Below are 22,523 nucleotides of genomic sequence, written 5' to 3' on the forward strand. Positions count from 1 at the left end.
CGCCACCTGAGCCAGATCACGCTTGGCAGGCGCCGCGCGCCAGGGTGCCGGCCGCCACTAGAGGGGCACGACGTCGAAGGTCTCCTGCGTATAGCCGTGCTCGGCCTGCAGGCGGATCGGCCGGTTCAGGCCGGCTTCCAGCGCGGCGAGGCCGGACGGCTGTTCCTCGACCAGTTTCTGCACGACGTGCGGGGCGGCCAGGACCAGAAAGCCCTTGGCCTCGAACTGGCGGGCGGCGCGCTGCACCTCGCGGGCGATCTCGTGGCAGACCGTCTCGACGGTCTTGATCGTGCCGCGGCCGCCGCAGGCCGGGCACGGCTCGCAAAGGATGTGGCCGAGCGATTCGCGCGTGCGCTTGCGCGTCATCTCGACCAGGCCGAGTGCCGAGAACGGATAGACCTGGGTGCGCGCGTGGTCGGCGGCCAGCGCCCGCTCCAGCACGCGCAGCACCTGGGCGCGATGGTCCTCGGACTTCATGTCGATGAAGTCGATGATGATGATGCCGCCGAGGTTGCGCAGCCGCAGCTGGCGGGCGATCGCCTGCGCCGCCTCGAGGTTGGTCTTCAGCACCGTCTCCTCGAGGTTGCGGTGGCCGATGTAGGCGCCGGTATTGACGTCGATCGTCGTCATCGCCTCGGTCTGGTCGATGACCAGATGGCCGCCGGATTTGAGCTCGACCTTGCGCTCCAGCGCGCGGCTGATGTCGTCCTCGACGCCGAACAGATCGAAGATCGGCGCCGAACCGCGGTACAGCTCGACCAGCGGCGCCGCCTGCGGGATGAAAGTCTGCGCGAACTCGCGCAGCGCCTCGCACTCGGCCGCCGAGTCGATGCGCACGCGCTCGACGGTGGTGCCGAGCAGATCGCGCAGGATGCGCATCGACAGCGGCAGGTCGCCGTGCACCAGCGTGCCGGGCGGCGCGGTCTCGGCCTGCTCGCGCACCGCCGCCCACAGCCGCAGCAGAAAGCCGAGGTCGGCCTCCAGCGCGGCGGCGTCGACGCCGTCGGCGGCGGTCCGGGCGATCACGCCGAAGTTCGGCGCCAGGCGCTGCTGCAGTTCGTCGAGGATGCCCTTCAGGCGCGCGCGCTCGGCCTCGCCTTCGAGCCGCGCCGAAACGCCGACGTGCGGCTCGAACGGCAGCAGCACGAGATAGCGCGACGGAATCGACAGCAGGCTCGTCAGGCGCGCGCCCTTGCTGCCGATCGGATCCTTGACGATCTGCACCAGCACCTTCTGGCCTTCGTGCAGCAGTTGCGTGATCAGCGGCAGCGGCTCGCCGGGCGGCGGCGTGGCGATCATGTCGTTGACGTGCAGGAACGCGGTGCGCGCCAGGCCGATCTCGACGAACGCGGCCTGCATGCCCGGCAGCACGCGCTGCACGACGCCCTTGTAGATGTTGCCGGTCAGGCCGTGCCGCGACGCGCGCTGCACGTGGATCTCCTGCGCGGTGCCGCCTTCGACGAGCGCGACGCGCGTCTCCTGCGGCCCGATGTTGACCAGGATCTCGGTACTCATGGATGGGCGGGAAAGGACAAAGGTCGGATAGCGAATTGTTCCAGAAGCGCGGCCGTCTCGTAGAGCGGCAGGCCGACGACGCCGCTGTACGAGCCGCGGATCTCGCGCACGAACAGCGCGCCGAGACCCTGGATGCCGTAGGCGCCGGCCTTGTCGGCGGGCTCGCCGCTGGCCCAGTAGGCCTCGGCCTGTGCCGCCGCGATCGGCCCGAACGCGACCTGCGTCACCGACAGCGCGAGCGCCTCGCGCGTGCCGTCAACCAGCGCGACCGCCGAGTAGACCTCGTGCACGCGATCCGCCAGCGCGGCGAGCATCGCCAGCGCCTCGTCGCGCCCGCGCGGCTTGCCGAGGATGCGGCCGTCGAGCACCACGTCGGTATCGGCGCCGAGCGCGGGCAGGCGGCGATCCGAAGCCTGCCAGCCGGCGCGCGCCTTCTCCAGCGCGATGCGCCGCGCGTAGTCCGCCGCCGTCTCGCCGGCGCGCGCGCCCTCGGCGACGTCGGCCGGCGCGACGACGAAGCGCAGGCCGATCTGGCGCAGCAGTTCGGCGCGGCGCGGCGATTGCGAGGCGAGCAGCAGCTGAGGCGCGGACACGACGCGTGGACTCCGGAAACAAGGACGGGATGCGGCCAGCGTAGCCGAACTCGGCAGCCGGCCACAGCGCCACCCGGACGAGATCGGCGGCCCGGCGCGAGCGGCGCTGGCCGCGACGGCCAGCGCTGCTCTACGCTGCGCCCATGTCCGCCCGCTCCCCGCTCCGCCTGGCCGCACGTCTGTGCGCCGCGTTCGCCGTCCTGCTGCTCGCCGGCATCGCCCGGCCCGCGGCCGCCGCCGCCGCCGCCGCCGCCGCCGCCGACTTCGAGCTGGTCGCGCTCGGCAGCGAAGGCGGGCTGCACGAAGGCCAGCTCAATGCCTGGCTGCTGCGCGCACCGGGCGACGCGCACTATCTGGCGCTCGACGCCGGCACGCTGCTGCCCGGCATCGAGGCCGCGCTGCGCGCCGGCGCGTTCGCCGACCGCGCGCCCGACGGCGCGCTGACGCCGGCCGGCGCCGTGCTGCGCCAGGCCATCGCCGGCTACTTCATCAGCCACGCACATCTCGACCATCTCGCCGGCCTGCTGATCGCGTCCACCGACGACGCGCGCAAACCGGTCTACGGCCTGGCCTCGACGCTGCAGACGCTCAGCGACGACTACTTCAACTGGGCCGCGTGGCCGAACTTCGCCGATCGCGGCGCGGCGCCGGCGCTCGGCCAGTACCCGCTGCGGGCGCAGCCGCCGGAACAGGCCTTCGCGATCGACGGCACCGCGCTGCGCGCGCGCCTCTACCCGCTCGCGCACGATCGCCTCGAGTCGTCGATGATCCTCGTGCAGCACGGCGACGCCTACCTCGCCTACTTCGGCGACACCGGTGCCGACGAGGTACAGCGCAGCACGCGGCTGGCGCGCGTCTGGCAGGTGCTCGGCCCGCTGCAGCGCCGCGGCGCGCTCAAGGGCCTGATCATCGAGTGCTCGTATCCGGACGCGGTCGAGGACACGCACCTGTTCGGCCATCTGAAACCGCAGTGGCTGCTGGCGGAACTCAAGCGCTTCGAACGCGAAGCCGGCGGCGACGGCGCACTACGCGGACTCGACGTCGTCGTCACCCACATCAAGCCGAGCCTGCAGGCCGGCGCCGATCCGCGCGCGCTGATCGCCGCGCAGCTGGCCGCCGCGCCGGCGCTCGGCGTGCGCTTCCACCTGCCGCGGCAGGGCGAACACTTTTCGCTGCCAGCGGCGCCATGATCGCGCTCAAGGCAGCGCAGCCCGCTTGCGCTACCGTCGCCGGCAGCCCGTCGCCGGTGCCGGCGCCACCAGAACATCCGACAACCCATCAGAGGAGAACCCCATGTCGAATTCCGTCTCCGTCCGCGCCCAGGTTTCCGAAGCCGAATGGCAGGCGCGCGTCGATCTCGCCGCCGCGTATCGCCTCGTCGCGCACTTCGGCTGGGACGATCTGGTCTTCACGCACATCTCGGCGCGCGTGCCGGGCGAGGAGGGCCACTTCCTGATCAATCCCTACGGCTGGCTGTTCGACGAGATCACCGCGTCGAGCCTGGTCAAGATCGACCTCGCCGGGCGCAAGGTCATGGACTCGCCGCATCCGGTCAATCCGGCCGGCTTCACGATTCACAGCGCGATCCACGCCGCGCGGCCGGACGCGCACTGCGTCATGCACGCGCATTCGCTGAACGGCGTCGCCGTCTCGGCGCAGAAGAACGGCGTGCTGCCGATTTCGCAGCAGGCGACGATCGTGCTCGCCTCGCTCGCCTATCACGACTACGAAGGCATCGCCCTGCGCGACGACGAGAAGCCGCGCCTGGTCGCCGACTTCGGCGACAGGATCTTCCTGATGCTGCGCAACCACGGCCTGCTGACGGTCGGCGCGACGCCGGCCGACGCGTTCCTGGCGATGTACGTGTTCGAGGCCGCCTGCATGATCCAGGTCCGCGCGCTGGCCGGCGGCGGCGAGCTGGTCAACGTCCATCCGCAGATCATCGCCGGCGTGCAGGCTGCCGCCGCGGCGGTGACCAAGGGCCTCGGCGGCGCGCTCGCCTGGCCGGGCCTGCTGCGCCGGCTCGATCGCCTCGATCCCTCGTTCCGCGATTAGGTTTCGACCGCTGCCGCCGGCGCGGGCCGCGCGCCGTGGCGGCGCGCCGCGGCCACACACAGCGCGACGGCGACGGCCACGCCGATCATCGCCGGCTCGACCGTCTCGCCGAGCAGCAGGCCGGCGAGCAGCAGCCCGAACAGCGGCTGCAGCAGCTGCAGCTGGCCGACCGCGGCGATGCCGCCCTGGGCGAGGCCGCGGTACCAGAACACGAAGCCGAGCAGCATGCTGAACAGCGAGACGTAGGCCAGTGCCGCCCACGCCGCGGCGGCCGGCGGCGGCGTGGCCGGTCGCGTCCGCCAGGCGAGCGGCAGCATCAGCGGCAGTGCCAGCAGCAAGGCCCAGCAGATCGTCTGCCAGCCGCCGAGCCGGCGCGACAGCCGCGCGCCTTCGGCGTAGCCGAATCCGCAGACCGCGATCGCCGCCAGCATCCAGGCGTCGCCGACGCCGAAACCCGTCGCGGCCGTCTCGCGCCGCAGCGCGTAGCCGAGCACCAGCGCGCTGCCGAGCAGCGCGAACAGCCAGAACGCCGGCCGCGGCCGCTCGCCGCCGCGCAGCACGGCGAAGCCCGCCGTCGCCAGCGGCAGCAGGCCGACGAAGACCAGCGCATGCGCCGAGCTGACGCGCTGCAGCGCCAACGCACTGAACAGCGGAAAGCCGACGACGACGCCGAGCATCACCAGCGCCAGCGCCGGCAACTCGTCGCGCCGCGGCCACGGCTGCCGCAGCACGAGCAGCAAGCCGCCGGCGAGCAGGCCGGCGATCGCGGCCCGAGCCCAGGTCACGAACCATGGATCGAGCGCCGCCACCGCGACGCGCGTCGCCGGCAGCGAGCCGCTGAAGATCAACACGCCGATCAGACCGTTGCGCCAGGCGCTGGAAGCGAGGGAAGACATCGCCGCATTGTGTTCGGCGCGACACGGCCGCGACAGCCACAGCGCGAGTACAGATCGCCACGAAAATCCGCACACAGGATGAAACGGACAGTACCGCTCGCAGCGGCGCCGGACGGGCATCGGCGCACGCAGCCCCATCCGGCCGTCGGACGGCACCGCCGCACTGCCCCGACATCAGGCTCCAAGGCGCGCGCCGCCACGATCGGCGCACCGGACGGGACGCCGGACGGGACGCCGGCACCGCGCCGCGGCCGGTTCAGTCCGGATAGCGCTCCACCGACGGAATCCGCTCCAGCTCGTGATCCCAATCGGCGCGGCTGGCGGTGAAGATGTGCGCGTCCGGAGCCAGCGCCAGCGGCGTGTCCAGGCTGCCAGCCGGCACCACCAGCAGCTCGCCGTTCATCTGCAGATCCGGCAGCGCCGAACCGCAGACCGAGCAGAAGCTGCGGCGATGCCGGGTACCCGGCAGGCCGAAGCTGCGGACGTTCTCCTGCCCCGACCGCCAGTGCAGCCGCGCGCTCGACGAGAACAGGTTGGCGGCATGCGCCGAGCCCGTGTCCTTGCGGCAGCGCACGCAGTGGCAGAGATAGAAGCGCTCGAAGTCGCCTTCCACTTCAAAGGCTACCGTACCGCATAAGCAAGACCCGCCGTACCTGTTTGTCATTTTTCGCCTCGCCGCTCATGCGGCGGCATCGCCACCGGCCCGACTTGGCGCTTCATGAGGGGGCCGCGCCCACAGACTCACCTTGAACGCGCGCTCGTCATCTTGAGGGGATACGCCAAGATCCCTTCTGATCTCGAAGAATAGAGCTGACATCAACTCGTTGTGGCTCTCTTGGCTTCGAGAAGCATGGCCGATCTTGATTTCGTGCAGAAATGCCTGAAGCGCACGAAGAACTGCGTGAGGCGCCACCAGATTGAGCTTATTGCAGGCACTCGCGAATGCTCGCTGCCCTTCAAGGTTCGCGTCCCCCGAAATAACTCCGCTCAGACTGGCCACGAAGTCTTTGTAGTGTTCGAGCTTCTCTTTTCTTAGTTCGGCTTCTCGCTCGCGCTGTTTGGTGAACCAGTACGTGGCACCAGCAAGAACAAGCGCTCCGGAGGCTGCTACTAGGGCGGTCACAACTTCAGCGGCCATTTTTGAGTTCCCGGACTACGAACGATGCTTCTAAATTAACTCCCGTGGCTCACCTGACCAATTCCGTCCTCGTTCGCGTGAGGCTCCACGCCAGCGCCAGCTGCGCCGGCAGCCAGAGCGCGATCCACGGCAGATTGTGCTGGGCGCCGGGGAGCAGCAGCAGCGGCGCGCTCAAGGCGGCGCCGGCGGCGATGAGCACGGCGAGCATGCGCTGCCAGCGGCGCGGCCGCCAGCCGGCGCGCGCCGACGCGATCCAGGCCGGCAGCAGCAGCAGGCACAGCGGGTTGAGCAGCAGCAGATTGCGGTTGGCCCACATGATCCAGTGCTCGGTCAGCGTCCAGCCGGCGACCAGCACGAGCCCGCCGACGGCGGCCGTGAGGCTGATCGCGAACGCGAGCAGCGCGAACGCCCAGCGCGCCGGCGCGCGGCGCCGCGCGCGGTCGAGCAGGACCAGCAGCGCACCGATGGCGAGGCCGGCGGCGAGCAGCGGCAGCAGCGCCGCCGGCGGCGCTGCCGGCTCCGGCCAGGCGTCGCTCTGCAGCAGCCAACCCTCGCGCGAGACCAGCGGATGCGTGCGGCCGTCGGCGTCGCTGAGCTGCACCTTGCGCACCGCGTCCATCAGCACCATCGGCACGAAGCTCTGCTGCCAGAGGTCGATCGGCCGGTCGGCGGCGGGCCCCATGCCGAGATCCATGCCGAGCGCGAGGACGAGGTCCGGGCCGATCAGGCGCGTCGCCTCGAAGCGGTAGCTGCGCTGCGTCGCCAGACCTTCGCTCTGGCGCTTGAGCGCGCCGCCGGTCGCGACGTCGAGCGCATCGCGCACGCGCGTCGAGCAGTTGGCGATGAAGTAGTCGTAGCGGTACTCGGCGTGCTCGGGCTCGGCGTTCCAGGCCAGGAAGGCGGCGAGTTCGCGACGCGCTTCGGGCGGCAGGTCGAGGCTCTGGAAGTAGACCCAGCGCGCTTCCTGCGCGTAGCCGTCGAGCGCCTGCGGGAAGCGCTGCACGGCGAGGCGGTACTGCATGTAGCCGCGCGCGAAGTTCAGGAAGAAATTCTTCTGCCCGAAATCGAACATGCCGTAGTTGTAGAGCAGGCCGCGGCTGCTGCCCGGCTGGCGCACGAGGATGGCGTTATGGCCGAAGCGCTCCCAGTAGATCGGGCCCGGGCCGAAGGTGATCAGCTCGATGCTCGGCGCCGTCTCGTCGACCGTCGCCGGGGCGGCGGCAGCGGCGGCGGGCGCCTGCGCGAACAGCGGCGCGGCGAGCGCCAGGCACAACAGCGCGAGACAGCGGTACACGCTCGAACGCATGCGACGGTTCCTTGTCGGGCACATCGAAACGGCCATGGCGGGCGCGGCGCCCGGTGTGCGCCCGCCGCGGATCGGCGGCGGGCAGCGCGCGCCTTCAGGACGCGGACACGGTCACCATGAACTGGTGCACGCGCCGCGTATCGGCGCGCTGCACGTTGAAGCTGAAACGGTCGATGCGCACGCTCTCGCCGCGCTTGGGCATGTGGCCGAAGCGGTGCAGCACAAAGCCGCCGATGGTGTCGAACTCGTCGGTCGGGAACTGCGTGCCGAAGTAGGCGTTGAACTCCTCGACCGTCGCCAGCGCGCTGACCAGATAGCGGCGCTCGTCCTGCTTGAGGATGCGCGCGCCCTCGGCCTCGTCGTACTCGTCGTCGATCTCGCCGACGATCTGTTCGAGCACGTCCTCGATGGTGATCAGGCCGGCGATGCCGCCGTATTCGTCGACGACCAGCGCCATGTGGTTGCGGCTGCGGCGGAACTCCTTGAGCAGCACGTTGAGGCGCTTGGACTCCGGCACGAAAGTCGCCGGCCGCAGCAGGCGCGACAGCTCGAACGTGCCCGGCCCGAAGCCCGGCACGCCGGAACTGAGCTTGAGCAGATCCTTGGCGAGCAGGATGCCGACGACCTCGTCCTTGGACTCGCCGATCACCGGGAAGCGCGAATGCCCGGACTCGATGACGACGTTGAAGATCCGGTCGGGCGTCCAGTCCGCCTCGACGATGACCATCTGCGCGCGCGGCACCATGACGTCGCGCACGTGCATCTCGGTGGTCTGCACGATGCCCTCGAACATCGACATCGCGTCGTTGTCGATCAGCTGCGCCTCGCGCGCGTCGCGCAGCAGTTCGAGCAGATCCTCGCGGGTCCGCGGCCCTCCGGCCAGGCGGTGCGTGACACGCCGCCACCAGTTGCTCAGCTGGGTTTCTTCTCGCTGCGGACTGTCGTCTTCTTCGTCGTCGGTCATTGGTAAGGGTCTGGGAATCCCAGGCTCTTGAGGATACGGATCTCGCGGGCTTCCATGCGCCGGGCATCGGGCTCGATCTCGTGATCATAACCTTGCAGATGCAGGCAGCCGTGCACGACCATGTGCGCCCAGTGCTCGCGCAGTGTCTTGTTCTGCTCGATGGCCTCGCGGGCGACGACCGGCGCGCAGATCACCAGATCGCCGAGAACCTCCTGCGCGCCCACCGCGGCAGCGCCGTCGAACGACAGCACGTTGGTCGGTTTGTCCTTGCCGCGATAGTCACGGTTGAGCGCACGGCTCTCGTCTTCGTCGACGATGCGGATCGTCAGCTCGCCGAAGCGCTTCGGCAGCGCCGCGCGCGCGAATGCGCGCAGGCTCGGCGCCGACGGCACGCCGCGCGCCGACGCCAGCTGACGCTGCACGACGATCTCGCCGCCGGCGGCCGCCGCCTTCTTCGCGCTCATGCCTCGTCGCCTTCGCGCGGCGTGGCGCGCTCGTGCTGCTCGTAGGCGTGGACGATGGCCTGCACCAGCGGATGGCGCACGACGTCTTCCTTGCGGAAGTGCGTGAAGCTGATGCCCGGCACGCCGGCGAGCACCGACAGCGCCTGCTTCAGACCCGAGGTCATGTGTTTGGGCAGATCGGTCTGCGTCATGTCGCCGGTGACGACGGCGACCGAGCCGAAGCCGATGCGCGTCAGGAACATCTTCATCTGCTCGACGGTCGTGTTCTGCGCCTCGTCGAGGATCACGAACGATTCGTTCAGCGTGCGGCCGCGCATGAAGGCCAGCGGCGCGACTTCGATGACGTTCTTCTCGGTCAGGCGCGCGACGCGCTCGAAGCCGAGCATTTCGTACAGCGCGTCGTACAGCGGGCGCAGGTACGGATTGATCTTCTCCGCCATGTCGCCGGGCAGGAAACCCAGCTTCTCGCCGGCCTCGACCGCCGGACGCACGAGCACGATGCGGCGCACGCGGTCGCGCTCCAGCGCGTGCACGGCGCTGGCGACGGCGAGATAGGTCTTGCCGGTGCCGGCCGGACCGATGCCGAAGTTGAGATCGTGCGTGGCGATGTTCTTGAGGTACTGCTTCTGCTGCACGCCGCGACCGCGGATCACGCCGCGCTTGCCGCGGATCACGACATCGTCGCGCGAGGCCGGCTCGTCGTCGTCGGCCGTCTCGTCGGCGGCGCCGAGCTGCTCGGCCAGCGCCATGTGCACGTTCTCGGTCGTCACCGTGTCTTCGGCGGCGAAATTGAACAGCTCCTGCAGCACCGCTTCGCCGCGGCGGATGTCGTTGCGGCCGCCGACCAGCTGGAAGCGGTTGCCGCGATTGCGGATCTCGATGCCAAGACGCAGCTCGATCTGGCGCAGGTGCGCGTCGAACGGCCCGCACAGGTTGGCGAGGCGCTGTGCATCATCGGATTCGAGGACCAGGTCGAGCCTGGCGGTGGTGACAGGTTTGCTCATAGGGATTCGGCCAGCACGGCCGTGTAAAGCGGGCGGTCGACATTGCCGCCGCTCAATATGAGGCCGACGCGGCGCCCGGCAAGGGCGTCGCGCGCCTGCAGCGCGGCGGCGGTGCTCGCGGCGCCAGCGCCTTCGGCGACGTTGTGCGTGGTCTCGAACAGCAGGCGCATCGCCGCCGCGACCTCGGCGTCGGAGACCTCGACGACGCCGGCCGCGCCGGCGCCGATGATCGCCAGCGCCTGCGGCTCCGGCACGCGGCAGGCCATGCCGTCGGCGATCCGCGTGCTGACCGGATGCGGCAGCGCGCGGCCGGCGGCGAGCGAACGTGCGTAGGCCGGCGCGCCGGCGGAGACCACGCCGACGATCTCGGTCGCCAGACCCAGCGCATCGCGCGCGGCGATCGTGCCGCAGATGCCGGAGCCGAGGCCGATCGGCACGTAGACCACGTCGAGCGGGCCGGCGCTTTCGAACAGTTCGAGCGCGTAGCTGGCGACGCCGAGCACGAGATCGTCGTGGAACGAAGGCACGAGATGCAGGCCGCGTGCGGCGGCGAGGCGTTCGGCGTGCTCGCGCGCCTCCTGGAAATCCTCGCCGTGCTCGATCAGCTCGGCGCCGAGCGCACGCATCGCCGCATTTTTCTCGCGGCTGTTGCCGTGCGGCACGACGATGACGCTGCGCAGCCCGGCGCGGGTCGCCGCGTAGGCGACCGACTGGCCGTGATTGCCGCGCGTCGCGCAGATCACGCCGGCGACGTCCGGCTCGCGATCCAGCAGGCGCGCGAAGTAGACCAGGCCGCCGCGCACCTTGAAGGCGCCGAGCGGCGTGTGATTCTCGTGCTTGAGCCAGACCTCGGTGCCGAGCGCGGCGTCGAGCAGCGGCCAGCGCCGCGCCGGCGTCGGCGCCATCGCCGCCTGCACGCAGCGCGCGGCGTCGCGCAACTCGTCCAGCGTGTAGCGGGTGGTGGCGGGGACGGCGCTCACGCCGCCTCCGCCCCCGGCAGGCGGCCGCGCAGCGAGTTGCTGGCGGCTTCGGTGATCTCGACGTCGACGAGCCGGCCGATCAGCGTCTCCGGTCCTTCGAAGTTGACGACGCGGTTGCACGAGGTGCGGCCGGCCATGCGGCCTTCGCCGCGCCGGGCCGGACGCTCGACGAGGATGCGCTGCGTGGTGCCGACCAGCGCCTGGCGGAAGGCGTCGTCGAACTGGCGGATGCGCGCCTGCAGGATCGCCAGGCGTTGCTCCTTGACCTCCTGCGGTACGGTGTCGCGCAGATTCGCGGCCGGCGTGCCGGGGCGCGGGCTGTAGTTGAACGAGAACGCGCAGTCGAAGCGCGCCTCGGCGATCAGGTCCATCGTCTGCATGAAGTCGTCGTCCGACTCGGTCGGAAAGCCGACGATGAAGTCCGACGACAGCGACAGATCGGGCCGCGCCGCGCGCACGCGGCGGATCTTGTCGAGGAACTGCGCGCGCGTATAACCGCGCTTCATCATGCCGAGGATGCGGTCGGAGCCGGACTGCACCGGCAGGTGCAGGTACGACGCGAGCTTCGGCTGCGCGGCGAAGGACTCGATCAGCGCGTCGGTGAACTCGGCCGGATGCGAGGTCGTGTAGCGGATGCGCGCCAGACCCGGAATCTGCGCGAGGTAGTCGATCAGCAGCGCCAGATCGCAGGTCTCGGCTGTGTCGCCCATGCGCCCGCGGTAGGCGTTGACGTTCTGGCCGAGCAGGGTGATTTCCTTGACGCCCTGCTCGACCAGCTGCGCGCATTCGAGCAGCACGTCGTCGAGCGGACGCGAGACTTCGGCGCCGCGCGTGTACGGCACCACGCAGAAGGTGCAGAACTTCGAGCAGCCTTCCATGATCGAGACGAAGGCAGTCGGCCCCGAGGCCACCGGCTCCGGCAGGCGGTCGAACTTCTCGATCTCCGGGAAGCTGACGTCGACCATCGGCCGCTGCGCGGCGCGCGTGGCGTCGAGCATCTGCGGCAGGCGATGCAGGGTCTGCGGGCCGAACACCATGTCGACGATCGGCGCGCGCTCGGCGAGCGCCTCGCCTTCCTGCGAGGCGACGCAGCCGCCGACGCCGATCACGCGGCCCGGCGCGGCCTGCTTCCAGTCGCGCCAGCGGCCCAGCTCGGAGAACACCTTCTCCTGCGCCTTCTCGCGCACGGAACAGGTGTTCAGCAGCAGCAGGTCGGCTTCCTCCGGCTTGTCGGTACGCGCATAGCCGTGCGACGCGGCCAGGACGTCGGCCATCTTGGCCGAGTCGTAGTCGTTCATCTGGCAGCCCCAGGAAATCAGATACAGCTTGCGCTGCGGGCGGCTCGGCGAAGCGGAGGGTACGGCGTCGGACATCGAAGATCGGCCATCGCGGCCGGCGGACATGAGGCCCGACAGTATAAAGGACGGCCGCCGGCGCAGCGGCGGGCGGGGATTCCACCGGGGCGTCACCCGGCTTTCACGGTGCCGCCCTACGCTGCGCGATCGTCCTGCGCGGCCGTCCCGACCGGCGCGCCGCTCAGCCCAGCTTCTTCAGCCAGTCGTCGACGCCGGCGTCGATGTCCGCCCAGGCCTGCTCGAAGGCTTCCTTGGGCTGGCGGTAAGGATCGGCGACATCGGCGTTCTCGCGCCATTTCAGCAGCTTGTGCACGCGGCCGCGCAACTGCGGATAGCGGGCGTTGATCCAGTCGCTGTGGCCCTGGTCCAGCGTCAGCACCAGATCCATCGACGACAGCAGCGGCAGGGTCGCCTGCTGGGCGCGATGCGCGGAAATGTCGAGGCCGTGGTCGGCCGCGACTTCGACGGCGAGCGGGTCGGCCGGAAAGCCGACGAGCGCGCCGGTGCCGGCCGAGAGGATTTCGATGTCACGGCCCTGCAGGCGCTGGCGGAGCAGCCCTTCGCCGATGGGGCTACGACAGATGTTGCCGGTGCAGACGACGATGATGCGATTGAACATGCGATGGCAGCGGCTCGGCCGCAGCGCGGCGCGGGCCAGTCATGAATGGCGGGGCAAGTGTCCGATTCTACCTGCTCCGACCGGACCGCGATGCGCGGCGGCGCCCGCCCGGTCCGAACGCCGCGGCGCCGCCGGCCCGGCACCGCAGCCGCCGCGCCGCTCAGGGCACGACGACGATCTTGCCGGTGACCTTGCGGTCCATCATGTCGCGCAGCGCCTGCGGTGCCTGCACGAGCGGATAGCGCTTCGACACGTGCGGCCGGATCTCGCCGGCGGCGTACCACGCGAACAGCTCGCGGAAGTTGGCGGCGTTGACCTGCGGCTCGCGCTGCGCGAACGCGCCCCAGAACACGCCGACCGCCGACGCGCCCTTGAGCAGCAGGCGGTTGGCGGCGAGATTCGGAATCGGCCCCGACGCGAAGCCGATGATGAGGTAGCGGCCGTTCCAGGCGATGCACGACAGGCATTCCTCGCCGAGCGCGCCGCCGACCGGGTCGTAGATCACGTCGGCGCCCTGCCCGCCGGTCAGTTCCTTGACCGCGTCCTTGAGGCTCTGCGTCGAGTAGTCGATCAGCGCGTCGGCGCCGCTGGCCCTGGCGAGCGCCAGCTTGTCGGCGCTCGAGGCCGCAGCGATCACGCGCGCGCCCATCTTCTTGCCGAGCTGCACGGCCGACAGACCGACGCCGCCGGACGCGCCGAGCACCAGCAGGGTCTCGCCGGCCTTCAGCTGGCCACGCTGCTTCAGCGCGTGATACGAGGTGCCGTAGACGAGCGGAAACGCCGCCGCCTCGGCGAGATCGAGCCCCGGCGGCAGCGGCAGGCACAGCGCCGCGCTGGCGACGACCTCTTCGGCGAAGCCGCCGACGTTGGTGAACGCGGCGACCGCGTCGCCCGGCTTCAGATGCTTCACCTTGCCGCCGACTTCCAGCACCGTGCCGGCAACGCCGGCGCCCGGCACGAACGGCGGCTGCGCCTTCATCTGGTACTTGCCCTGGATGATCAGCACGTCCGGAAAGTTCACGTCCGCGCCGGCGACCTTGATGCGCACCTCGGACGGTCCGCAGGGCGGCGACGGCAGCTCCTCGACGACCAGTTGCTCGGGCAGGCCCAGCTCCTTGCAGACGACGGCGCGCATGATGCTCCTCCGGATATTGTTTGAGTGCGCAGTGTACGGTGCCGCGCGGCACGCCGGCCCGCCGGCCCGCAAAAACGAACAGGCCCGCACGAAGGCGGGCCTGCGGGTCATGCGCCCATGCGGCGCGGCACTCAGAACGGAATGTCGTCGTCCTCGAACGGCGCATCCATGTCGGCGGCCGGCGCGGCGGCCGGGGCGCCGCGCGCCGGGGCACGCGCCGGGGCGCCGCCGCCGTAGCCGCCGCGGGCGTCATCGCCCATCGGCGCCGAGCCGCCCGGACGGCCATCGAGCATCTGCATGTCCTGCACGCGGATCTCGGTGGTGTAGCGGTCTTTGCCTTCCTTGTCGGTCCACTTGCGCGTGCGCAGCGAACCCTCGACGTAGACCTTCGAGCCCTTCTTCAGATACTTGCCGGCGATCTCGCCGAGCTTGCCCGGGAACACGACGTTGTGCCACTCGGTCGCTTCCTTCTGCTCGCCGCTCTGCTTGTCCTTCCAGCTCTCGGTGGTGGCGATGGTCGCATTGGCGACGGCGTCGCCGCTCGGGAAGTAGCGCACCTCGGGGTCCTTGCCGAGATTGCCGATCAGAATCACCTTGTTGACGCCACGGGCCATGCTGCCTCCGAGAATCCTTGAGAGCTTCGAGAACGATCGCCGCCTACTGTTGCCCCGGTGCGGACCGCGCCGCGGGCGACGACAAAAAGACCGGCGGAATTAGACCACAAACCCGCTGCGGCGACAGGGCGGCGTTCCCGCAGGCCCCGCCACGGCGGGAGCCCGGAGCATCGGCCAAAAATGTCGCGGGCTTGCCTAAAAGTCCACGTCTGCCGGGCCGGCATCCTCGCGCGCGGCGATTTGGGTAAGCTCGGCCGTTCCAGCCCAGCCCGCCGCCGGCCGCCCGCCGCGCCCGGCGCCGCGTCCGCCAGAAACCCAAGGGGGAGAGATGATCACGCTCAAGGTCAACGGCCAGACCCGCGAGGTCGACGCCGATCCGCAAACGCCGCTGCTGTGGGTGCTGCGCGACGATCTCGGTCTCACCGGCACCAAGTACGGCTGCGGCATCGCCCAGTGCGGTGCCTGCACCGTGCATCTGGACGGCGCGCCGATCCGCTCCTGTTCGTTTCCGGTCGCCGCCGCCGCCGGCAAATCGGTGACGACGATCGAGGGACTGCAGTCCAAGGCGGCCAAGGCGGTGCAGAAGGCCTGGGTCGCACTCGACGTCGTGCAGTGCGGCTACTGCCAGTCGGGGCAGATCATGTCGGCGGTGGCACTGCTCGAACAGAAACCGAAGCCGAGCGACGCCGATATCGACGGGGCGATGGCCGGCAACATCTGCCGCTGCGCGACCTATCAGCGCATCCGCGCCGCGATCCACGCTGCCGCCCGGGAGGCCTGAAGCCATGCGCATGCTCGATACGCTGCAGCAAACGCACCTGCGCCAGACGCTCGCCGAGACGACCCCCGCGCCGGCACTGTCGCGTCGCGATTTCCTCAAGTCCGGCGCCGCCGCCGGTCTGGTCGTCGCCGTGCCGCTCGGCTGGTCGGGCGCGGCACTCGCCGATCCGGCCGGCCAGCCCGGCGTGCTCGCCGCCGACGCGTTCATCCGCGTCGCGCCGGACGACACCGTCACGATCATGATCAAGCATCACGAGATGGGCCAGGGCGCGACCACCGGCCTGGCGACCATCGCCGCCGACGAGCTGGACGCCGACTGGAGCCGGGTCGTCGCCGAGTACGCGCCGTCCGACCCCAAGCTGTACGCCAATCTGGCGATGGGCATCCAGGGCACCGGCGGCTCGACGGCGATGGCCAATTCCTGGGAGCAGATGCGCAAGGCCGGCGCGACTGCGCGGGCGATGCTGGTGCAGGCCGCCGCCGACAGCTGGAAGGTGCCGGCCGCCGAGATCAGGACCGCCAACGGCGTGCTAACGCACGCGTCCGGCAAGCGCGCGCGCTACGGCGAGATGGCCGGCGCGGCGGCGCAGCTGACGCCGCCGACGAACGTGCCGCTCAAGGACCCCTCGCAGTTCACGCTGATCGGCAAGGATCGCAAGGGCCGCCTCGATTCGCTCGCCAAGTCGACCGGCACTGCGACCTACACCATCGACGTCAAGCTGCCGGGCCTGCTGACCGCGGTCATCGCGCGGCCGCCGGCGTTCGGCGCCAGACTCAAAAGCTTCGACGCGAGCGCCGCCCGGCAGGTGAAGGGCGTCACCGACGTCGTGCAGGTGCCGGAAGGCGTCGCCGTGGTCGCCACCGGCATGTGGCCGGCGCTGCAGGGTCGCAAGGCGTTGAAGCTGGACTGGGATCTCGCCGGCGTCGATGCGCGTTCGTCGGCGCAGCTGTTCGCCGAATACCGCGAGCTGGCCAAGCGGCCGGGCGTGCCGGCGAGCAAACCGGAGGCCGCGGCCAGCGCCGCCGCGCCGGCGGCGCGCAGCATCGAGGCGGTCTACGAGTTCCCGTTCCTCGCGCATGCGGCGATGGAGCCGATGAACTGCGTGGCCTGGCTGCATGACGGCCGGCTGGAGACCTACAGCGGCCACCAGCTGCAGACCACCGACCAGATGAACGCCGCCAAGGCCGCCGGCTTGCCGCCGGAAAAAGTCACGCTGCACACCCTGGTGTCCGGCGGCAGCTTCGGCCGCCGCGCCAACGCCGAGGCCGACTTCGTCGTCGAAGCGGTGCACGTCGCCAAGGCGATCGGCAGCCGCGCGCCGGTACGCGTGCAGCGCACGCGCGAGGACGACATGCAGGCCGGCTACTACCGCCCGCTGTACGTGCACGGCGTCAGGCTCGACCTCGACGCGCAGGGCCTGCCGGCGGCCTGGCAGCACACGATCGTCGGCCAGTCGATCGTCGCCGGCACGCCGTTCGCGATGATGATCAAGGACGGCGTCGATCCGACCTCGGTCGAGGGCGCCGCCGAGCTGCCGTACGCGATCCCGAACCACGCGCTGACGCTGCATTCGACCAAGGTCGGCCTGCCGGTGCTGTGGTGGCGTTCGGTCGGCAGCACCCACACCGCATACGTGGTCGAAACGCTGATCGACGAGATCGCCGAAGCCGCCGGGCGCGATCCGGTCGAACTGCGCCTGGCCCTGCTCAAGGACCGGCCGCGTCACGTCGCCGCGCTCAGGCTCGCCGCCGACAAGGCCGGCTGGGGCCAGCGCAAGCCGGCGGCCGGCGTCGCGCGCGGCGTGGCGCTGCACGAGTCGTTCAACACGGTGGTCGCACAGATCGTCGACGTGCGCCTCGTCGACGGCCAGCCGAAGGTCGAGCGCGTGGTGGTCGGCGTCGACTGCGGCACGGCGATCAACCCGGACGTGATCCGCGCGCAGATGGAGGGCGGCGTCGGCTTCGCGCTGGCGGCCGCGCTGTACGGCGCTATCGACCTCGAACAAGGCGCGGCGCGGCAGAGCAACTTCAACGACTACCAGGTCCTGCGCATGCCGGCGATGCCGAAGGTCGAGGTGCACATCGTGCCGAGCGCGGCGGCGCCGACCGGCGTCGGCGAGCCGGGTGTGCCGCCGCTCGCGCCGGCCGTCGCCAACGCGCTCTACCGCCTCACCGGCCAGCGCGTGCGCAGCCTGCCGTTCGCGCGCCAGTCGCTGAGCGTCGCCGCGCAGGCCACCACGTAGCGCGGCGGTCGTGGGCAAAAAAGAAGGCGGCCCGCGGGCCGCCTTCTTTCATTCCGCCTTTGGTTCCGGCGGAGTCTCTACGACGAACTCGACTCCAGCCGGTGCAGCGGCGGCGGCGTCAGACTGATCGCGAAGCTGAGCCACAGCAGCGGCAGCAGGCCGGCCGCCGCGAACGCGCCGCCGATGCCCCAGTGCCCGAGCGCGAAACCGCCGATCGTGCTGCCGGCGAATCCGCCGAGGAACTGGCTGCTCGCGTAGATGCCGAGCGCCGCGCCCTTGTGCTCGGGCGGCGCGCGGCGCGAAATCATCGACGGCAGCGTGCCCTCGAGGTAGTTGAAGGCGACGAAGAATGCCAGCAGCGTCAGGCACAGGCCCACCGCGACCGTGTGCAGCTCCGAGGCCGCGAGCAGCGCCACCGCCAGCAGCACGATCGCGCCGAGCAGCGTCGGCTTGAGCAGACCGGCGCTTTCGACGCGGCGGATCAGCGCGAACACCGGCAGCACCGACAGCAGCAGCACCGGCAGGTACAGCTCCCAGTGGCGCGCGGCCGGCAGGTGCAGGGTTTCCTCGATCGCGTGCGGCGCGGCGATGAACAGCGTCGTCATCATCGCGTGCAGCAGGAAGATGCCGCCGTCGAGACGCAGCAGCTGGGTGTCGGCCAGCGCGCGACGCAGGCTGCCCGGCTGGCTCGGCACACGCGGCACGGTCGGCACCGCGAGCAGGATGCCGGGCACCGCCAGCAGCGCCAGCGCGCCGGTCAGCGTGAAGATGCCGTCGACCCCGATCCAGCCGCTGAGCACCGGCCCAAGCACCAGCGCGACGATGAACGACAGGCCCATGCCGGCGCCCATGATCGCCATCGCCTGCGTGCGCACCTGCGGCCGCGTGCTGTCGGCGAGCAGCGCCGACAGTGCGCCGGAGATCGCCCCCGCACCCTGCAGCGCACGGCCGACGAGAATCCAGTGGATCTCCTGCGCGTGACCGGCGACGAAGCTGCCGAACGCGAACAGCAGCAGGCCGAGCACGATCACCGGCTTGCGGCCGACGCGGTCGGACAGCATGCCGAACGGAATCTGCAGGACGGCCTGCACGAGGCCGTACAGGCCGATCGCCAGACCGACCTGCGCCGGCGTCGCGCCGCCGGGCAGATCGCGGGCGTAGAGCGCGAATACCGGCAGGATCATGAACATGCCGAACATGCGCAGGGCTTGCAGCAGAGACAGCGCGGCGGTGGCGCGCCATTCAAAACGATTCATGAGCTTTCGCTGCGGTAACGGAAAACGACGGAGAGCATGATCCGCGCCAGCGCCGGCGAACCGGTGCGGCGCAGGCTCATGGCCGGCGGCGGCGCTGCCCTGGCCTCACCGCGTCGTGAGACCGGCCGGGACCCGCCCGGCAGGCGCTCATGTTACCGCGTCGCGCCGCGAACCGGCGCGGGCTCAGCCGCCGGAACGACAGACCGCGATCGCCGCCTGCGGTTCCGGGCGCAGCCACAGCCAGACGGCGACCGTCGCCATGATGGCCGTCGCCAGTTCGGCGATCCACAGCTGCGGCGCGGTGGCGAACAGGATCGCCGCGCTCAGCGACATCATCGCCGTCGCGCTCCACTTGGCGCGGCGGCTGACGGCGCCGGTCTGCCGCCAGTTGCGCAGCATCGGGCCGAAGCGCGGATGGTTCTCCAGCCAGTCGTGGAAACGCGGCGAACTGCGCGCCGCCGCCCAGCCGGCGATCAGCACGAACACCGTCGTCGGCAGACCCGGCACGAAGATGCCGACGATACCGAGCGCGAGGCTGAGGAACGCGAGAGCGAGCAAGGCGTAGCGCATGAAGAACTGCTGTCAGGACGATGGCGGCAGCTTAGCGGCTGGCGATGGCGCGGCGCTGCGATTCTGCCGCGCTTTTCGACGAACGGCGCTCTTTAATACGCCGACTGCCGCCCCTATAGTGGAGCGTTCCGACTCCCCGCTTCTCCCCCCGATGGACTCCATCCGTATCCGCGGCGCCCGCACGCACAATCTCAAGAACGTCTCGCTCGACCTGCCGCGCGACAAGCTCACGGTCATCACCGGGCTGTCGGGCTCCGGCAAGTCCTCGCTGGCGTTCGATACGCTGTACGCCGAAGGCCAGCGCCGCTACGTCGAATCGCTGTCGGCGTATGCGCGCCAGTTCCTCGGCCAGATGGACAAGCCGGACGTCGATTCGATCGAGGGCCTGTCGCCGGCGATCTCGATCGAGCAGAAATCGACCTCGCACAACCCGCGCTCGACGGTCGGCACCGTCACCGAAATCTACGACTACCTGCGCCTGCTCTATGCGCGCGTCGGCACCGCGCGCTGCCCGGATCACGGCGTCGCGCTCGAAGCGCAGTCGGTCTCGCAGATGGTCGATCAGGTGCTCGCGCTGCCGCCGGAATCGGCGTGGATGCTGCTCGCCCCGGTCGTGCGCGGCCGCAAGGGCGAGCACCTGGAATGGTTCGAGCAGGCGCGCGCGCAGGGCTTCGTGCGCCTGCGCGTCGACGGCCGCGTCTACGAGCTGGAAGAGCTGCCCAAACTCAACCGCAAGCTCAAGCACGACATCGAGATCGTCGTCGACCGCTTCAAGGTGCGGCCCGATCTGAAGCAGCGCCTCGCCGAGTCGTTCGAGACCGCACTGCGCCTGTCGGAAGGCATCGTCTACGTGGCGCCGCACGGCGCCGCCGCGGGCGGCAGCCCGCCTGCCGAAATGACCTTCTCGTCGAAGATGTCGTGCCCGCACTGCGGCTATTCGCTCGAAGAACTCGAACCGCGCCTGTTCTCGTTCAACGCGCCGCACGGCGCCTGCCCGAAGTGCGACGGCCTCGGCACGCTGCAGATCTTCGACGAGGAGCGCGTCGTCGCCCATCCGGAGCTGTCGCTGGCCGCCGGCGCGATCCGCTCCTGGGACAAGCGCAACCCGTACTACTGGCACTTCGTCAGCTCGCTCGCCAAGCATTACAAGTTCGATCCGGAGAAGCCGTTCGAGAAGCTCTCCGCCAAGGTCCGCAACGTGCTGCTGCACGGCAGCGGCGACGAGCGCATCGACTTCCAGTACCCGGACGAGCGTGGCCGCCTGCAGACGCGCAACCACCGCTTCGAAGGCATCATCCCGAACCTCGAACGCCGCTACCGCGAAACCGAATCCGACGCGGTGCGCGAGGAACTCGCCAAGTACCTCAGCGACAAGCCCTGTCCCGAATGCAGCGGCCAGCGCCTCAACCGCGCCGCGCGCAACGTCTTCGTCGCCGACCGCAATCTGCCGTCGATCACCGAGCTGTCGGTGCGCGACGCCGAGGCCTTCTTCAAGGCCATGAAGCTGCCCGGCCACAAGCAGAGCATCGCCGACAAGATCATCAAGGAAATCGGCGCGCGCCTCGGCTTTCTCAACAACGTCGGCCTCGATTACCTGACGCTGGCGCGCAGCGCCGAGACGCTGTCCGGCGGCGAGGCGCAGCGCATCCGCCTCGCCTCGCAGATCGGCGCCGGCCTGGTCGGCGTGATGTACGTGCTCGACGAACCGAGCATCGGCCTGCACCAGCGCGACAACGAGCGCCTGCTGCAGACGCTGTTCAAGCTGCGCGACCTCGGCAACACCGTGATCGTCGTCGAGCACGACGAAGACGCCATCCGTCATGCCGATCACGTCGTCGACATCGGCCCCGGCGCCGGCGTCCACGGCGGCCGCGTGATCGCCGAAGGCACGCCCAAACAGGTCGAGAGGAACAAGGATTCGATCACCGGCCGCTATCTGTCCGGCGCGTCGCGCATCGAGGTCCCGGACCTGCGCACGCCGCGCCAGCCGGACAAGCACCTCACGATCCGCAAGGCGCGCGGCAACAACCTGAAGAACGTCAGCGCCGAGATTCCGCTCGGCCTGATCACCTGCGTGACCGGCGTCTCCGGCTCCGGCAAATCGACGCTGATCAACGACACGCTGTACGCCTACGCGGCGCGCCAGCTCAACAACGCGGCGACCCAGCACGCGATCTGCGACGGCATCGACGGACTCGATCAGCTCGACAAGGTCATCGATATCGACCAGTCGCCGATCGGCCGCACGCCGCGCAGCAATCCGGCGACCTACACGCAGCTGTTCACGCCGATCCGCGAGCTGTTCGCCGGCGTCCCGGAATCGCGTTCGCGCGGCTACGAGGCCGGGCGCTTCAGCTTCAACGTCAAGGGCGGGCGCTGCGAGACCTGCGAGGGCGACGGCGTCATCAAGGTCGAGATGCACTTCCTGCCCGACGTCTACGTGGTCTGCGACACCTGCCGCGGACGCCGCTACAACCGCGAGACGCTGGAGATCAAGTACAAGGGCAAGTCGGTCGACGAAGTGCTGAACATGACGGTCGAGGAGGCGCTCGAATTCTTCAAACCGGTGCCGGCGCTGCGCAAGAAACTCGAAACGCTGATGGATGTCGGCCTCTCGTACATCACGCTCGGCCAGAACGCGACGACGCTGTCCGGCGGCGAGGCGCAGCGCGTCAAGCTCGCCAAGGAATTATCGAAGCGCGACACCGGCCAGACGCTCTACATCCTCGACGAACCGACCACCGGCCTGCACTTCCACGACGTTGCGCAGCTGCTGAAAGTGCTCGAACGCCTGCGTGACCACGGCAACACCGTGGTCATCATCGAGCACAACCTCGACGTCATCAAACGCGCCGACTGGCTGATCGACCTCGGCCCCGAGGGCGGCAGCGGCGGCGGCGAGATCATCGCCACCGGCACGCCGGAAGAGGTGGCGAAGAACCCGCGCTCGCATACGGGACGCTTTCTCAAACCGCTGCTGAAGCGCTAGGCGAACCTTGAACTGCCCGGGACGTCATGGCGATCACAGCGCAGCCA

General features: G+C 70.1%; 21 protein-coding genes. 5 read left to right on the forward strand and 16 right to left on the reverse strand.

The window, feature by feature from the left end; genetic code table 11:
- Positions 1–57: 57 nt before the first annotated feature.
- Entirely contained in the window at positions 58–1,515 is a 1,458-nt protein-coding gene (rng, locus tag K343_RS0113535) for a ribonuclease G (protein ID WP_028008544.1), read from the reverse strand.
- Entirely contained in the window at positions 1,512–2,108 is a 597-nt protein-coding gene (locus K343_RS0113540; protein ID WP_028008545.1) for a Maf family protein, read from the reverse strand. Before K343_RS0113540 ends, rng begins: the two co-directional genes overlap by 4 nt.
- Before the next feature lie 143 nt (positions 2,109–2,251).
- Here K343_RS0113540 and K343_RS0113545 point away from each other — a divergent pair, with 143 nt between their 5' ends.
- Together K343_RS0113545 and K343_RS0113550 are read left to right on the forward strand one after the other, a co-directional pair.
- Entirely contained in the window at positions 2,252–3,298 is a 1,047-nt protein-coding gene (locus K343_RS0113545; RefSeq protein ID WP_084615889.1) for an MBL fold metallo-hydrolase, read from the forward strand.
- A gap of 103 nt (positions 3,299–3,401) precedes the next feature.
- On the forward strand, positions 3,402–4,163 hold the full coding sequence (locus K343_RS0113550; RefSeq protein ID WP_028008547.1) for a class II aldolase/adducin family protein: 762 nt from the start codon (positions 3,402–3,404) through the stop codon (positions 4,161–4,163).
- Here K343_RS0113550 and K343_RS0113555 read toward each other — a convergent pair.
- The 12 genes from K343_RS0113555 to ssb form a co-directional block, all read right to left on the reverse strand.
- Positions 4,160–5,059 carry a DMT family transporter gene (locus K343_RS0113555; RefSeq protein WP_028008548.1) on the reverse strand — a complete coding sequence of 300 codons (900 nt, stop codon included), beginning with the start codon at positions 5,057–5,059 and terminating at the stop codon, positions 4,160–4,162. The two genes, K343_RS0113550 and K343_RS0113555, sit on opposite strands and share 4 nt — an antisense overlap.
- Positions 5,060–5,315: 256 nt before the next feature.
- Positions 5,316–5,723, reverse strand: coding sequence for a GFA family protein (locus K343_RS0113560; protein WP_028008549.1), 408 nt, complete (start codon positions 5,721–5,723; stop codon positions 5,316–5,318).
- Between the two features lie 15 nt (positions 5,724–5,738).
- Complete coding sequence (locus K343_RS24560; RefSeq protein ID WP_154662569.1) at positions 5,739–6,197, reverse strand: hypothetical protein; 459 nt, start codon at positions 6,195–6,197, stop codon at positions 5,739–5,741.
- Positions 6,198–6,246: 49 nt separating this feature from the next.
- Positions 6,247–7,503: a lipoprotein N-acyltransferase Lnb domain-containing protein gene (locus tag K343_RS0113565; RefSeq protein ID WP_051278392.1), complete on the reverse strand. Its 1,257-nt coding sequence runs from the start codon at positions 7,501–7,503 to the stop codon at positions 6,247–6,249.
- Between the two features lie 94 nt (positions 7,504–7,597).
- Positions 7,598–8,467, reverse strand: coding sequence for a CorC family transporter (locus tag K343_RS0113570; RefSeq protein ID WP_051278394.1), 870 nt, complete (start codon positions 8,465–8,467; stop codon positions 7,598–7,600).
- The gene (ybeY, locus tag K343_RS0113575; RefSeq protein WP_051278396.1) at positions 8,464–8,931 is read right to left on the reverse strand and encodes an rRNA maturation RNase YbeY; all 468 of its coding nucleotides are present in this window, start codon (positions 8,929–8,931) and stop codon (positions 8,464–8,466) included. Before ybeY ends, K343_RS0113570 begins: the two co-directional genes overlap by 4 nt.
- A complete protein-coding gene (locus tag K343_RS0113580; protein ID WP_028008553.1) occupies positions 8,928–9,935 on the reverse strand; it encodes a PhoH family protein in 1,008 nt (335 codons plus the stop codon). The genes ybeY and K343_RS0113580 overlap by 4 nt, the downstream gene beginning before the upstream one ends.
- On the reverse strand, positions 9,932–10,915 hold the full coding sequence (locus K343_RS0113585; protein WP_028008554.1) for a threonine dehydratase: 984 nt from the start codon (positions 10,913–10,915) through the stop codon (positions 9,932–9,934). Before K343_RS0113585 ends, K343_RS0113580 begins: the two co-directional genes overlap by 4 nt.
- A complete protein-coding gene (gene miaB, locus K343_RS0113590) occupies positions 10,912–12,288 on the reverse strand; it encodes a tRNA (N6-isopentenyl adenosine(37)-C2)-methylthiotransferase MiaB (protein WP_154662570.1) in 1,377 nt (458 codons plus the stop codon). The genes K343_RS0113585 and miaB overlap by 4 nt, the downstream gene beginning before the upstream one ends.
- A 163-nt stretch (positions 12,289–12,451) precedes the next feature.
- Positions 12,452–12,889, reverse strand: a complete 438-nt coding sequence (locus K343_RS0113595; protein WP_028008556.1) for a low molecular weight protein-tyrosine-phosphatase — start codon at positions 12,887–12,889, stop codon at positions 12,452–12,454.
- A 160-nt stretch (positions 12,890–13,049) separates the two neighbouring features.
- A complete protein-coding gene (locus tag K343_RS0113600; protein WP_028008557.1) occupies positions 13,050–14,024 on the reverse strand; it encodes an NADPH:quinone oxidoreductase family protein in 975 nt (324 codons plus the stop codon).
- Positions 14,025–14,155: 131 nt separating this feature from the next.
- Complete coding sequence (gene ssb, locus K343_RS0113605) at positions 14,156–14,638, reverse strand: single-stranded DNA-binding protein (protein WP_028008558.1); 483 nt, start codon at positions 14,636–14,638, stop codon at positions 14,156–14,158.
- Between the two features lie 328 nt (positions 14,639–14,966).
- Between ssb and K343_RS0113610 the strand changes: the two genes are divergently transcribed.
- The gene (locus K343_RS0113610) at positions 14,967–15,419 is read left to right on the forward strand and encodes a (2Fe-2S)-binding protein (protein ID WP_028008559.1); all 453 of its coding nucleotides are present in this window, start codon (positions 14,967–14,969) and stop codon (positions 15,417–15,419) included.
- A 4-nt stretch (positions 15,420–15,423) separates the two neighbouring features.
- On the forward strand, positions 15,424–17,661 hold the full coding sequence (locus K343_RS0113615; RefSeq protein ID WP_154662571.1) for a xanthine dehydrogenase family protein molybdopterin-binding subunit: 2,238 nt from the start codon (positions 15,424–15,426) through the stop codon (positions 17,659–17,661).
- A gap of 77 nt (positions 17,662–17,738) precedes the next feature.
- Here K343_RS0113615 and K343_RS22120 read toward each other — a convergent pair whose 3' ends face one another.
- Together K343_RS22120 and K343_RS0113630 are read right to left on the reverse strand one after the other, a co-directional pair.
- Entirely contained in the window at positions 17,739–18,917 is a 1,179-nt protein-coding gene (locus K343_RS22120) for an MFS transporter (RefSeq protein WP_043112762.1), read from the reverse strand.
- A 183-nt stretch (positions 18,918–19,100) separates the two neighbouring features.
- Positions 19,101–19,487, reverse strand: coding sequence for a YbaN family protein (locus tag K343_RS0113630; RefSeq protein ID WP_028008561.1), 387 nt, complete (start codon positions 19,485–19,487; stop codon positions 19,101–19,103).
- 151 nt (positions 19,488–19,638) lie between these two features.
- On the opposite strand from K343_RS0113630, the gene uvrA reads away from it, so the two are divergent.
- Complete coding sequence (gene uvrA, locus K343_RS0113635; RefSeq protein WP_028008562.1) at positions 19,639–22,476, forward strand: excinuclease ABC subunit UvrA; 2,838 nt, start codon at positions 19,639–19,641, stop codon at positions 22,474–22,476.
- Positions 22,477–22,523: the final 47 nt, after the last annotated feature.

This window comes from Solimonas flava DSM 18980 (assembly GCF_000426685.1).
Classification (GTDB): Bacteria; Pseudomonadota; Gammaproteobacteria; order Nevskiales; family Nevskiaceae; genus Solimonas; species Solimonas flava.